The organism is Streptomyces canus, from assembly GCF_001514145.1.
Lineage (GTDB): Bacteria > Actinomycetota > Actinomycetes > Streptomycetales > Streptomycetaceae > Streptomyces > Streptomyces canus.
Genome location: NZ_KQ948677.1, coordinates 95,812 through 109,026 on the forward strand (window position 1 = coordinate 95,812; position 13,215 = coordinate 109,026).

10 protein-coding genes and 3 pseudogenes are annotated in these 13,215 nt (G+C 69.3%); 5 read left to right on the forward strand and 8 right to left on the reverse strand.

Annotation, left to right across the window (positions count from 1 at the left end):
* Positions 1-29: 29 nt before the first annotated feature.
* Genes AQJ46_RS44445 through AQJ46_RS44455 form a run of 3 tightly spaced genes read left to right on the forward strand, consistent with a single transcriptional unit; the run spans position 30 to position 4,756 of the window.
* Entirely contained in the window at positions 30-1,598 is a 1,569-nt protein-coding gene (locus tag AQJ46_RS44445) for an aldehyde dehydrogenase (RefSeq protein WP_059211054.1), read from the forward strand.
* 59 nt (positions 1,599-1,657) lie between these two features.
* Positions 1,658-2,791 (forward strand): acyl-CoA dehydrogenase family protein, encoded by a 1,134-nt coding sequence (locus AQJ46_RS44450; protein WP_059211055.1) that lies wholly within the window; start codon positions 1,658-1,660, stop codon positions 2,789-2,791.
* Positions 2,792-2,809: 18 nt separating this feature from the next.
* Positions 2,810-4,756: an oxidoreductase gene (locus tag AQJ46_RS44455; protein ID WP_059211056.1), complete on the forward strand. Its 1,947-nt coding sequence runs from the start codon at positions 2,810-2,812 to the stop codon at positions 4,754-4,756.
* A 69-nt stretch (positions 4,757-4,825) separates the two neighbouring features.
* On the opposite strand, the pseudogene AQJ46_RS59200 reads toward AQJ46_RS44455, so the two are convergent.
* Together AQJ46_RS59200 and AQJ46_RS54835 are read right to left on the reverse strand one after the other, a co-directional pair.
* Positions 4,826-5,165: pseudogene (locus AQJ46_RS59200) on the reverse strand (3-hydroxyacyl-CoA dehydrogenase family protein); the annotation flags it as partial.
* A 137-nt stretch (positions 5,166-5,302) separates the two neighbouring features.
* A pseudogene (locus tag AQJ46_RS54835) lies at positions 5,303-5,446 on the reverse strand (sugar ABC transporter permease); the annotation flags it as partial.
* A 17-nt stretch (positions 5,447-5,463) separates the two neighbouring features.
* Between AQJ46_RS54835 and AQJ46_RS44465 the strand changes: the two are divergent.
* A complete protein-coding gene (locus AQJ46_RS44465; protein WP_159064171.1) occupies positions 5,464-5,790 on the forward strand; it encodes an MBL fold metallo-hydrolase in 327 nt (108 codons plus the stop codon).
* Between the two features lie 84 nt (positions 5,791-5,874).
* On the opposite strand, the gene AQJ46_RS44470 is transcribed toward AQJ46_RS44465, so the two are convergent.
* From AQJ46_RS44470 to AQJ46_RS44490, 5 genes and pseudogenes are all read right to left on the reverse strand, one after another.
* Entirely contained in the window at positions 5,875-6,300 is a 426-nt protein-coding gene (locus AQJ46_RS44470; protein ID WP_059211058.1) for an ester cyclase, read from the reverse strand.
* 226 nt (positions 6,301-6,526) lie between these two features.
* Positions 6,527-7,375 carry an alpha/beta fold hydrolase gene (locus AQJ46_RS44475; RefSeq protein ID WP_059211059.1) on the reverse strand — a complete coding sequence of 283 codons (849 nt, stop codon included), beginning with the start codon at positions 7,373-7,375 and terminating at the stop codon, positions 6,527-6,529.
* A gap of 265 nt (positions 7,376-7,640) precedes the next feature.
* Positions 7,641-8,254, reverse strand: a pseudogene (locus tag AQJ46_RS44480) (SDR family NAD(P)-dependent oxidoreductase); the annotation flags it as partial.
* 128 nt (positions 8,255-8,382) lie between these two features.
* Positions 8,383-9,303 carry an alpha/beta hydrolase gene (locus AQJ46_RS44485; RefSeq protein WP_059211122.1) on the reverse strand — a complete coding sequence of 307 codons (921 nt, stop codon included), beginning with the start codon at positions 9,301-9,303 and terminating at the stop codon, positions 8,383-8,385.
* Between the two features lie 8 nt (positions 9,304-9,311).
* Positions 9,312-10,289 carry an enoyl-CoA hydratase/isomerase family protein gene (locus AQJ46_RS44490; RefSeq protein ID WP_059211060.1) on the reverse strand — a complete coding sequence of 326 codons (978 nt, stop codon included), beginning with the start codon at positions 10,287-10,289 and terminating at the stop codon, positions 9,312-9,314.
* 315 nt (positions 10,290-10,604) lie between these two features.
* On the opposite strand from AQJ46_RS44490, the gene AQJ46_RS44495 reads away from it, so the two are divergent.
* A complete protein-coding gene (locus tag AQJ46_RS44495) occupies positions 10,605-11,036 on the forward strand; it encodes a winged helix-turn-helix transcriptional regulator (protein ID WP_208617091.1) in 432 nt (143 codons plus the stop codon).
* Positions 11,037-11,628: 592 nt separating this feature from the next.
* Here the strand turns inward: AQJ46_RS44495 and AQJ46_RS44500 are convergent.
* Entirely contained in the window at positions 11,629-13,191 is a 1,563-nt protein-coding gene (locus tag AQJ46_RS44500; protein WP_059211062.1) for a long-chain-fatty-acid--CoA ligase, read from the reverse strand.
* Positions 13,192-13,215: the final 24 nt, after the last annotated feature.

Here is a 13,215-nt window from a genome sequence, read left to right on the forward strand (position 1 = left end):
CGACCTCACCACCCTTGCAGGAGTCAAAGATGACAACGATCGATCACAAGGCCTTCTTCATCGACGGGGCGTGGAGAGCGGCCTCAGGCACGGACCGCTTCGACGTGATCTCACCGAGGTCGGAGCGGCGCATCGGGAGTGTCCCGGCCGCCTCGAAGGAGGACATCGACGCCGCGGTCGCCGCGGCGCGGCGCGCGTTCGACGAAGGGGAGTGGCCCCGGCTCACCCCCGCGGAGCGAGCCGGCTACCTCTCGCGTCTGGCCGACGGGATCGAGAGGCGGCAGACCGAGCTCGCCGAGCTGATCACCGAAGAACTCGGCTGCACGTTGTTCCTGTCGCAGGTCTACCAGGCGGTGTCGCCTGTCATGAGCTTCAACTACGCCGCTGAGATCGGCCGAAGCCTGCAGACCGCCGAGGTGCGCATCAGCGACCTCTCCTCGCTCGCCGGCAAGTCGGCAGGCGGCAGCATCATCCCCATGGCGGGTGCCAGCCTGGTCGTCAAGGAGCCCGTGGGCGTGGTCGCCAGCTTCCCGGCGTACAACTTCGCGCTCCCGGCGATCGGCCAGAAGGCCGGTCCGGCGATGGTCGCGGGCTGCACCGTCATCGTCAAGGTCACCGAACCCAACCCGCTGGCGATCTTCGTCATCGGTGAGATCTGTGAGGAGATCGGCTTGCCGCCCGGTGTCCTGAACATCGTCGCGGCGCGCGCTCCGGAGTCCGAGTACCTGGTGCGCCACCCCGGTGTGGACATGGTCAGCTTCACCGGCTCGGCCGAGGTCGGCGCCAAGATCGCGGCGGCCTGCGGAGAACTCGTCCGACCGTGCGTGCTGGAGCTCGGTGGCAAGTCCGCGGCCATCGTCCTCGAGGACGCGAAGCTCGAGGACGTGCTGCCCACCCTCGTCGGGGCCACCGCCGGCACCAACGCGGGCCAGAGCTGCGTCGCCCTGTCGCGGCTCCTGGTCCCGGAGTCCCAGTACCGCGCCTATGCGGAGGCCCTGGCCGACGGCTTCGCGTCGCTCAAGGTCGGCGACCCCATGGAAGCCGACACCGTGGTCGGACCGCTGGTCACTTCCCGCCAACGGGAACGCGTCGAGTACTACGTCGATGTGGCCCGCAAGGAGGGCGCGACGATCGCCTACGGTGGCCGCCGCCCGTCGCACATGGAGCGCGGCTGGTACTACGAGCCGACACTCGTCACCGACGCCCACAACGACATGAGGGTCTCCAGGGAGGAGATCTTCGGACCCGTCGCCTCGCTCATCCCGCACCGGGGTGAGGACGACGCCATCCGCATCGCCAACGACAGTGACCTGGGGCTGGCGGGCTCCGTGTTCACGGCGGACGCGGCACACGGCTTCGAGGTCGCCCGACGCGTGCGCACCGGCACGTTCTCGGTCAACACGTTCGCAGCCGACCTGGGCTCGCCGTTCGGCGGGTTCAAGAAGTCGGGGATCGGCCGCGAGCACGGTCCCTACGCCGTGGAGGAGTACCTGCAGACGAAGACGATCTCGATCGACCCGAGCCAACAGCTTCCGGAGTCGGTCACCAGGAACGTTCCCTACGGCACCGGACCTGGGACGCGCGGCTCCTCCAACTGACTTCAGCCATCGACCAGTTGCCCACTCCCGCTCCGCCACCCGAGCACGATGGAGACTCCATGTACCACCGTCACCCCGACATCGACCCCCAGCTGCTGTCCGAGACCGAGGAACAGCGGGAACTGCGCACGGTCCTGCGGGACTTCTTCACCGAGGAGAGCGGCCCGGAGGATGTCCGTAAGCACCTGGCCACCCCGCGCGGACACGACGAGAAGCTGTGGGCGCGGCTCGCGGGCGAGATCGGGGTGCATGGGCTGGCGATTCCGGAGGAGTTCGGCGGGTCCGGCTTCACCTTCGCCGAACTGGCCGTGGCGCTGGAGGAATCAGGGCGTGCGCTGTACTGCGCGCCGCTGCTCCCCACGGTGGTCCTCGCCGCGCACGCCTTGCTGAACAGCGGGGACCAGCAGGCGTGCGAGCGCTATCTGCCGCGGATCGCGGACGGCACGCTCACCGCGACGGTGGCCGGGTTCGACGAGGCCGAGCCCGGCGTCGTCGCCGAGCGGAGCGGGCAAGGGTGGGTGCTGCGCGGGGCGGCCGACTTCGTACTGGACGGAGCCGGCGCGGATCTGATCGTGGTCCGGGCCCAAACCCCGGAGGGCGCCCGGCTGTTCGCCTGCGAGCCAGCCGCGGACACCTGCCCGCGGACACCTCGCCGTGTCCTGGACGAGACGCGCCGCCAGGCGCTGGTGGAGTTCCGTGGCGCACCGGCCACACCCGTGGGCGAGTCGGGTGAGGTGACGGCGGCACTCGACGCCGGGCGGGCCGCGCTCGCCGCCGAGCAGGTCGGCGGCAGCGGCCACGCGCTGGACGCCACTGTTCAATTCGTCGCCCAGCGCGAGCAGTTCGGGCGCCCCATCGGCTCCTTCCAGGCGGTCAAGCACCGGCTGTCCGACCTGCTGGTCGCACTGGAGGCGGCACGCTCGGCATCCGCGTACGCGACCGCCTGCGTGGCCCTCGCGTCACCGCAACTGCCGGTGGCCGCGAGCGCCGCTGCCGCGGTCTGCTCCGAGACCTACCGTCTGGCCACGGCCGAATACGTCCAGCTGCACGGCGGGATCGGCTTCACCTGGGAGCACCCGGCACACCTCTACGTGCGCAGGGCACGCAGCAGCGAGGTGCTGTTCGGCACAGCGGACCAGCACCGCACCCGGCTCGCCGAACTCGTCGGCCTCACCACGCGACCCGCGGCCTGAGCAGGCACGGAGTTTTCCATGACGCCCAGCACCGACCTCACCCTCGCCACGCCGTTCACCCTCGGTGATCTCACCCTCCGCAACCGCTTGGTCGCCACCGCCCACGCCATCGCCGCCGTCGCCGACGGCGCCCCCACCGACACCGACGCGGCCTACTGGCGGCGCCTCGCGCGGGGCGGCGCCGGGATGGTGATCACCGGAGGCACGGCCGTGGCGCCCGAGTCGACCCTGCCGCAGCGCTACCTGACGGAGGCATGGCGCCCCGAGATCAAGGACGCCGTACGCCGCCGGGCCGAGGCCATCACCGAAGGCGGCGCCATCGCCGTCGCGCAGCTTGTCCACCTCGGCCGCGAGACCCTCGGCGCGGGCACCTACTACCCACCAGTCTCCGCCTCCGCCGTTCGTTCCCCTCGTGAGGCGACCGCGCCCCACCCGCTGAGTACGGAGGAGGTACGCCGAGTCGTCGACGCCTTCCGCGTCTCGGCGGCGAACAGTGTGCAGGCCGGCTTCCACGGCGTCGAACTGCACGCGGGCCACGGCTACTTGCTCGCCCAGTTCCTGTCCCGCGTGAACAACACCCGCGACGACGAGTACGGCGACCGTATCGCCCTGCTCGCCCAGGTGATCGACGCCATCCGCACCGAGATCGGCCGACTCCCCATCGGCGTACGGGTGTCGGTGGAGCCCGGTGACAACTCCGGGCTCGGCCTGGACGACCTGACCGAGCTGCTTCCGCGCCTGTATGACGCATCGCCCTTCGCCTACGCCAACGTCACCACCGGCGTCCGCAACACCTACGTCCCCGGCATGGCCAGCACCCGCCCGCCCCTGCTGGAGTCGGTGGCACGGCTGCGTACGGCGATCGCGGTGCCGTTGCTGATCAGCCAGGGGTTCCGGTCGGTGGCCGACATCGAGCGGGCGCTGGACTCGGGGGCCGACCTGGTGGGCATGGCACGGCCCTTCATGGCGGACCCGGACTTCGCCCGCAAGGTGATCGCGGGCGACGAGCGCTCCGTACGCCCCTGCACGGGCTGCAACGAGGGCTGCCGGACCTTCGAGCCCACCGGATCGTGCTCGGTGAACCCGGAGCTCGGCCCGCCGGGAGCCAGGTCCCGCCCGGCCGTACCGCTGTTGCTGACCCGGCGCGCATCCCGCACCGGACCCGTCGCCGTTCTCGGCGCGGGCCCCGCGGGCATGGAGTGCGCCATGGCCCTCGCCCGTACCGGCGCCGAGGTCGGCGTCTTCGACAGCGCCCGCCAGACCGGCGGCCAGGCCCGCCTCGCCGCACTCGCCGCGCACCGCTCCGGCTGGCAGAAGCTCGTCGCCTACCAGCGCGACCAGCTCGCCGACCTCGGTGTGCGCGTGCGGCTCGGCACGTCCGTGACCTCCGCCGAACTGGCCGAGTACGCCCAGCTCGTGCTCGCCACCGGCGCAGAGGAGACGGACGTCCCCGTCCCGGGCGAGCTGCGCACGCTCACCAGCACGGACTTCCTCGACCAGTACGCCGACCTCGTGCCGGGTGCGCCCAGGGTGGCCGTCCTGGACGACGGCTTCGGCTGGTGGCAGGGCATCGGCGCCGTGGAGAGCGCGCTGGCGGCGGGTGCTCGCGAGGTCACGGTCATCACCCCCGGCGCCGGGTTCGCGATGGGCCTGTCACCGGAGAACCGCACTCAGTTGATGAACCGTCTGTCCGGCGCGCCGCTCCGTATCGCCGTGCTGAACACCGTGACGGCCACGACGGCCGGCGAACTGCGCCTGCGCAACGTCATGGACGGTCACGAGACCCGCCTCGCCGCCGACATCCTGGTGACCGTCGGCGAACGCCGCCCGCGACGCCCGGACTTCACGGCGGCCGACGGTCAGACCGTCCGCGCGATCGGCGACTGCGTCGTGCCACGCCGCATCGCGCACGCCCTCGCGGAGGGGCGTGCGGCTGCGGAGGCGGTCGCGTCGGGGGCACCGTGAGCAAGCGATCGTGTGTGAGCCGGCCACTGGACTGCCAGCGGTCGGCTCACACAAAGGAATGGCGTCTGTTCAGGCCTCGTAACCGTAGACCCCACGGCCGCTCTTGCGGCCCAGGTGGCTGGCGACGACCATCCGGGCGGGCTCAGCGGGGGAGCGCGTACAAGGGCTCCTTGAACTCGTCGTAGATCGAGTCCGCGACGGCCTGCGCCGTGTTCAGGCCGATCAGGTCGAGCAGCCGCAGCGGGCCCATCGGGTGGGCGCAGCCCAGCTCCAAGCCGCTGTCGATGTCCTCGGGCCGGGCGGCCCCGGACTCGACCATGCGGATCGCGGCGAGCAGATACGGCACCAGGAGCGCGTTGACCGGGAACCCGGACCGGTCGGGCGCCTGGATGACCTCCTTGCCGAGTTGCCCGCCGTCTCGTTCGTGGCCAGTACCAGGATCCGCTCCCGAGGGAACCCCAGATGTTCGAACAGCTCCCGGCTCCCGGCGAAATCATCGAACGGAGCGTCGAGGATGCACACGTCGGTGCACACCACCGGTGATCACATGTTCAGCAGGTTCAGACCGTCCGTCTGGATGGACTGGATCACCAGCATGCCGAGCAGCGCCGACCACACCGAGCCACGCCCACCGAACAGCGACGTACCACCGATGACGGCCGCCGCGATGGCGAGCATCAGCGTGGTGCCGGGTCACGCGCGCGGTCATGTCTGCGTCGCCCGTGGACGTCGGCGCCCGCTGGATCCTGCACGCGGGCGACGCCTTCTTCCACCACGGCACGCTCGACGGCCGCTCCCCGGTCCCCGCGTCCCTGCGCGCCATGGAGCGGATGGTCGCGTACGACATCAAGCGCGTCCGCGCCAACCACGCCCGCCTCGCCGAGCTGTACCGGCGGGGCGAACCCGACCTCGTGATCGTGAATTCCCACGACGGGCACTTCTGGAGAAGACGCGCGCAGGACACACTGCGTGAGCCGGACGGAACGCCCACCGGGCGAGGCCGGGGCGCCGAACGGCCGTGGGCCGTGCGGTGAAGTCCAGGATGGATCATGCTCAGCCGGCGTCTGGCCCGTACCTACGAGCCCCAGGTCGACATCGCTAAAATCAAAGTGCCCTTCTCAGGACTGCAGTTGGGTGAAGAGGGTCGGCAGGTCGATGAGGCCCCAGTGGTCTGTGAGCTTCCCGTCGGCCACCTTGAACATGCGGACCTCCAGCACCTTGATCGATCGGCCGGTGGCGGGAGTGCCGTTGAAGGGCCCGGTGTTCGTGCCGGTGAGGACGAAGGTGATCGCGAACCAATCGTCCTCGGCGACGACACGGACCGGCGTGGCGGCGAAGTCGGGGACCGCGTCGAGGAACGACGCCAGCACCGTGCGGGTCTCCTCGACGCCTGTGGTGGTGCCGTCGGCGGCGTGGTTGCGGAAGTCCGGCGCGTACAGGGTGAACAGGGCGTCGAGGTCACGCAGGTTGACGCGCCTGACGTACTCATCGGCAAGTCGGTGCGTGTCGGCGGTGGACGTTCGGGTCTCGTTCGAGGAAGGCATGTGCTTCTCCAATGTGGGTGGACGGACGGCACCGCCCTGGTGATGGACAGCGGAATCGGGTCGAGTCGTGAGGTGCCTCGGTCACCGTCGGCTCCGGGCCAGGGGGCGCTCGGCGGTGATGATCGGCAGTCGGAGCGGGCGGCACTTCGCACGGTCAGCAGGTGTCTCTGATCCGATGTCTGCGGTCTGCGGCCCGAGTCGCATGCCGACGTTTCGGTCGGCGTGGTCAGCCGGCGAGGAAGTTGGCCACCTCGGTGGTGAAGGCCTTGACGTGCTGGAACAGGAAGGCGTGCCCGGCGTCGCTGTAAAGGACCAGGGTGGCCGAGGCGAGGTGCTGGACGGCGACGTAGGAGGCAAGGGCGGGGGCTATCACGTCGTGGACGCCGTTGGCGTACAGGACGGGCTGCTTGATGGCCTCCAGGTTCGCCCGTACCTGCTCGAAGGGAACCGCCATGTACTTGGCGATGGCCTCGCGTTGGCGCGCAGCCGCTGTATCGGACACCGCAGGCCCCCCGGCAGCCAGTCGTGTCGAGACCTTGGTGAGGTGCTCGACCCCGGCCGCGTGGCCCGCGTCGGTCTCGGGGAAGAACAGGAAGAGCAGGTCGTCCGCGCCGGCGTCGGGCTTGGCCATGATGCCCTGCACCTTCTCCGGCAAGGGCGACGCCCCGGGCACGCGGCCCGGACTGCTGCCCGCCACGACCAGTTTGCGGACGAGGCCGGGCCGCCTCAGCGTCACGTGCTGGGCCACGAAGCCGCCCATGGACCATCCGAGCAGATCGATCTGCGCCAGGCCGAGGGCCTCGATGAATTCGATGGCGCCGTCGGCGAATCCTTCGACGGTGTCGCGCGGTTCGCCGGTCGTGTAGCCGATCCCGACGTTGTCGAAGAGGATCACGTCGTGGTCGGCGGCCAGGAGATCCAGGAACTCCGGGTCCCAAGAGTCGATGGTGCCGCGGAAGCCGCTCACCAGGACCAGGGGGACGCCGCCCGGTGGCCCCATCCGCCGGTAGGTGAACGTCGCGGAAGGGCCTTCCACGGACAGGTCCTCGGCCTTGTCCGCCAGATAGGTACTCATGAGTGTGCTTCTCCCTTTTGCCGGTGTGCCTGAGAGATGTGGTCTGTTGGGGAGGGCGTGAGCCGGCCGCTTTGTCGGCTTGCGGATCTCTTGGCGGTCACGGCCGGGGGTCGGTGGTTACCGCGACGATTGCCCTGGCGACGGTTGCGTGTCCCTCGCCGTCCTGTGGCGCCGCTGCCCACACGTCGATGGCGCGACGGCGCGGGAGTGGGACACCGGACATCGGCAGCCACTCAGCTCGATGCTGATTCCTGGGCGGCCGCTCTCAGGGGAGCTGCGGGTAGAGCACGGAGACGCCTCCGGCCAGTGCGGCCTGCGCCTGGCGCGAGGCCTCGTCCGCGACGATCTCGTAGGCGCCGTTGGCGACGCCGTCGACGGCGATCCGGGCGATGTCGGTGGGGTCGGACTTGGGCGCGTCGACGGCTCGGACCATGTCGGTGTCCATGTAGCCGACGTGCAGACCGGCCACACGGATTCCCCGGTCGGCGAGTTGCACGCGCAGGGCGTTGGTCAGCGACCGCTCCGCGGCCTTGGCGGCGCTGTAGGCACCGGACTGCGGGAAGCGGAACCAGGACAGGACGGACAGGATGGTCAGAATTGCGCCGCGGCCGTTCGCCGTGCCCCAGGCGGATTTCTCCAGGTCCGCGGTCAGTAGGTCGGCGCCGGTGGGGGAGCCCGCGTTGTTGACAAGGACGGTCACGTCGCCGGTGGCCTCGGCGGCCGCCGCGACGGAGGCGGGGTCGGTGATGTCGAGCGAGATCGGCTTGGCGCCGGGCAGGTCGACCTGGTCGGGGTGCGGGCGCCGGCGTAGACGGTGGCGCCGCGGCTGAGCAGTTCGGCGGCGAGTGCCCGGCCGAGGCCCCGGTTGGCTCCGGTGACAAACCGGCAGTCGTATCAGGCGGCACTTCGCACGGTCAGTCGATGCCTCAACTCTGCTCGCGGCTCGCGTGCCAGCCGTCCGTCGGCGCTACGGACATCGGCCACCCCTTCGCTACGGCCGGCCCGGCTCAGCCGCTTGTGACCTGCGCGGGTTTCAGGTGGCTGACCAGGAACTCGGTCTGATCGGCGACCAGTTGCTCGAATGCCTTTCCGAAGTAGAAGTCGAAATGCCCGGCATCATAGTGACGAACGTCGCCGCGCGGTGCCTGACGTACGTAGCTTTCGGTCCGCGCGGGTGGGGCGACCGAATCGGTTGTGCTGATGCAGACGAGGATCGGCGCGGCGATACGCTTGGCCGCTCGGCCTGGCCGATACCGGATGATGTTGATCAAGCTGCGGGCCGCGGCGCGGTTGACCCACTGGTAGCCGTCGGGCACCAACGCCAGCATTCCGGGCAGCGCGTCGGGTGCGGTCATCAGACCCAGTTGACCGGGAGCTGCCGCGACCGGAACGGTGACCGGCTCCTTCCCGCGCGCCGCTGCGAGGAAGTCGCGGGCCAGGACGCCCGCCAGGACCAGGGTCTCTCGTATTCCGAGCGCGCCGGCCGAAGCCGGCCCGTCGGTGAAGGGGCACTGGGCGACCGCGGCACACAGTTCCGGATGCCGGGCGGCGACGGCGATGGCGTGGCCCCCGCCCAGCGAACTGCCCCACACCGCCACCCGTTTCCGGTCGACTTCGGGGAGACCGGCCGCGTACTCGAGGGCGGCATCCCAGTCGGCCAGTTGCCCGGTCATGGACAACACCTGGCGCGGTCCGCCGCCGCTGTCCCCGAGATTGCGGTAGGTGAATACCAACACCGCCAACCCGGTGGCGGCGAATCGTTCGGCGTAGGGCGCCAGCCCCATCTCCCGGGTGGCGCCGAGGCCGTGCCCCATCACGACGACCGGCACGGGCGCGGGGGAGGCGGTGTCCGGCACGTACAGCCAGGCCGAGCAGTACGCGTCATCCGAGGCGAACTGGACGGTGCGCCGGCTGAACTTCGTGGACACCTCTTGTGTCATGCCGTCACTTCCTCTTTGTCGCCTGTGGCGGTTCCGCGCTGGAGGGCGGCGGCATAGCCGCCGGGCTGGTACAGCGGCAGCTCACCGTTCTCCACCGTGTCGCGCACGTAACCCTTCATGAGTTCCTGCGCCTTCGGCTGCGGCAGGGAGGCGAGGAACTCGGAGCGTTCGAGGTGCAGCCCGTCGGCCATCGACAACGAGCCGCCCACGTTCACCGCCCGCTTGACGGCCGCGATCGCCTCAGTCGGCCGCGCCGCGAGATGAGCGGCTCGTTCGACGGCCCGGGACATGAGCTGATCGGCCGGCACGATCTCGTCGATGGCCCCGACGGCGAGTGCCTCCTCCGCGGGGAACGGCCGACCTTCCAGGATCGCCACCAGCCCACGGTGGAGACCGATGAGCCGAGGCATACGCTGGGTGCCACCGGAGCCGGGCGGAATGCCCATCAGGATCTCCGGATGGCCGATGAAATGATCGCCCTCAGCCATCAGACGCAGGTCGCAGGCCCACGAGATCTCGGCGCCTATACCCAGCGCAGACCCGTTGAGGGCCGCTACAAAGATCGTGGAACTGGTGGCCATGCGGAGATACGCCGTGTGCAGGTCATCGAGCTGGATGCCCCCCATCAACGGCGTTTTGCCCGCCGCCCACCGGGTGAGCCGGTATCGGGCCGCCCAATGGGCGATCTTCGCCACCGCGCTCGTGATCCGTGTGCTCACGGGGGGAATCGCCGATCCGTCCTCCTGTAGCCAGCTGATTTCGGCATGGCTGATGAAACGGCTGGGATGCGACCCGGTGAACACCACGGCGCGAATGGCCGGATCGCGGTCGGCGCGCCGGACGAGCTCGATGAACTCAGGAGCGTCATCGCGCCCGAAGAGGCCCAGCGCATCAGGGGCGAGCCGGGCGATGATCACCCCGCCCTCGTGCTCCTCGATCTTGATGCGTGGCTGCGCAGCGGCTTGCTGAGACATGAGCGTCGACTCCTTCTGAGCCCCGTCACGGGGCAGAGGGGCACTGCGCACGGTGCGCATGATCCTCATGGCCAAGCGCAGGAGCCCACGTCTTGTGCCGTGGACGCTCGCTCGACTCGCCTCCTACCGTAACTCAATAAATCATAGTGACCAACTATTTTTTTCATAGCTTCTCGTTCGATTTCTGCGATGATGGGAACGGAACGAGTTCACGAGGAGGACATGGGTATGAGCGGCTGGTCGGAGATCACGAGCACGGAGTGCCCCATCGCGCGGTCGAGCGCGGTGATCGGGGACCGCTGGACGCTCGTGATCATGCGCGAGCTGACCATGGGCAACCGCCGCTTCGACTCGCTGCAGGTCCAGACCCTGGCTTCGCCGCAGATGCTGACCAACCGCCTCAAGCGGCTGGAGGCCGACGGCATGCTCGAGCGCCGCGCCTACAGCGTGAAACCCCGCCGCTACGAGTACCACCTGACCGCCAAGGGCGAGGCCTTCGCCTCGGTGCTGCTCGCCCTGCGGGCATGGGGCGAGACATGGTGCAAGGAGCCCGGGGAAGGGATTGCCGTCCATCACCTCCACAAGACATGCGGGCGCGAGGTGGGCCTGAGCGGCACCGTGTGTGAAGGGTGCGGCGAGCCCTTCACCATGGACGACGTGACAGGTGAACTCAGCGCCGCCTTCGCCCAGGAACGCGAGGCCAGGAGCACAGCCGCCAGGCAGGATGCCGAGACCCGCCCAACCTGACGTCGCGCCTTCCTGACCTGGTCCGATGAGCCTTGCTGAGGGTTTGTCAGGCGGTGTCGGTGGGGTAGCCGGTGCAGCCGGGCCTCGCCGCCGCCGTAGAAGGTGGTGGTGCCGGGGGTGTTCAGTTGCGCACCAGTGCGGATGCGCTCGACCAGCAACAGCTTGCGGAGGGTGTGCAGGGGTTCGTCGCCGTGGACGATGTGCAGGTAGGCGAGGTCGAGCCGGGCGAGGGCGGAGTACAGCCCGTGGGCGTTGCTCTCGGCAATGCCCTCTGGCGGAGTTCGACACGACTCACGCCGCTCACGCCACCTGGCGCGGAGCCTTCGTCGACCTCTACCTGTCGTGCGAGCACCGTGACCAGCTCGGCACCGGTTGGTCCGCCGCGATATGCCCGGGCCACTGCGGGCACGGAACTGTCTGAGAAGATCCTGCAATCGACCCACAGAGGCGAGGTCGAGGCCAGGCCCCCCGGCAGCGGATCAGCACTGAGCCCGTCCTCGTATCCCTGGACCGGCGACCGACGCGACTGGGTGACAGCCGCAAGGCGCGCGCAGTACGCAGGAACCCGTGGCGCCGGAGACGGCCCTGCCTTCTAGGACAGTTCGCGTTTGAGGATCTTCCCGGTGGCGGTCATGGGCAAGGCGTCGACGAACTCCACGATGCGCGGGTACTTGTAACCGGCGAATTGCTCTCTTCCCCAGGCTGTCAGCTCGGCCTCAGTCGTACGGTCGCCGGCCTTCTTGACGACGACGGCCTTGATCTCTTCCCCGTGACTCAGGTGCGGAACTCCGATCACAGCGACCAAGGAGACCGCGGGGTGCTCCATGAGCACCTCCTCGAGCTCGCGCGGGTAGACGTTGAACCCGCCGCGAATGATCATGTCCTTGGACCGGTCGACGACGAAGTAGAAGCCGTCCGCGTCCTTGCGAGCCAGATCTCCGGTGCGGAACCATCCCTGGTTGATGGCCTCCGTGGTGGCCTCGGCGCGCTTGTAATAGCCCTTCATGATGTTGTAGCCCTTGATCGCGATCTCCCCGACCGCCCCGGGGTCGTCCTCCACCTCCGACCAGTCATCGTTGATGAGCTTCATCTGGACCCCGGCGATGGGCCGGCCGATCGATCCGACACGGGGCTCCTCGCCGTACGTGGCGAATGACGCGATGGCCACCGTCTCCGAGAGCCCGTAGCCCTCGAGGATCGTCACGCCGAAGCGCTCCTTGAACTCTTGGTGGATCTTCGCGGGAAGCGCGGAACCACCGGACACGGCGATGCGCAGGTTGGCGGCCAGTCGGGCGACGTCGACGCTGTCGTCGAGTGCCTCCAGCAGGCCCCAGTACATGGTCGGTACGCCGCCGAAGAACGTCACGTCATGATCGCGCATGAGCTCCAGCGCCTGGCGGGCGGAGAACCTCGGTTGCAGGACGAGTGTGCCGCCGAACCCGATGGCGCCGTTCTGGATGACCATCTGGCCGAAGGCATGGAAGAGCGGAAGGACGCACAGGTAGACGTCGGGTGTCGCGGGGTCCGACGCGAAGAGCTGGACGCCGGCTCGGGCGATGTCGTACACGTTCCGGTGTCTGAGTTCCGCACCCTTGGGCTGCCCGGTGGTCCCGGACGTGTAGAGGATGACCGCAGTGTCGTCGTCGGTACGCCCGACCGTCTCGAACGTCTCTGGCTGCCCGGCGACAGCGGCAGCATAGAGCTGGTCCGGGGCGACGCCGTCCACAGATGCGCCGCTGCCGATGAGGAAGAAGTGCGCGGCCCGATCGGCGGCCTGGAAGGCGGACCATGCCTCGCGCCCGATCGGGAGCTCTGGACTGCCTTCGACAGCGAAGTACACCGTCGCGTCGGAGTCGTTGAGGTGGTAGGCGATCTCGCGCGCCTTGAGGAGCACGTTCAACGGCACGACCACCGCGCCGGCCTTGAGGATCCCGAAGTAGATCGTCGTGAACTGCGGGATGTTCGTGCAGGACACGGCGACCTTCTCGCCGGGGCGAACGCCGCGCTCGATCAGCAGGTTCGCCACCCGGTTCGACGCCGTGTCGAGTTCGGCGTAGGAGATCCGATCGCCACCGAAGACGATCGCCGTGCGCGCCGGGTATCCCGACGCGGTGCGGGTCAGTAGGCCGGACACGTTCCGGGTCGAGCTCGTCATCGATGGCTCCTGGTCTTTGCTTGC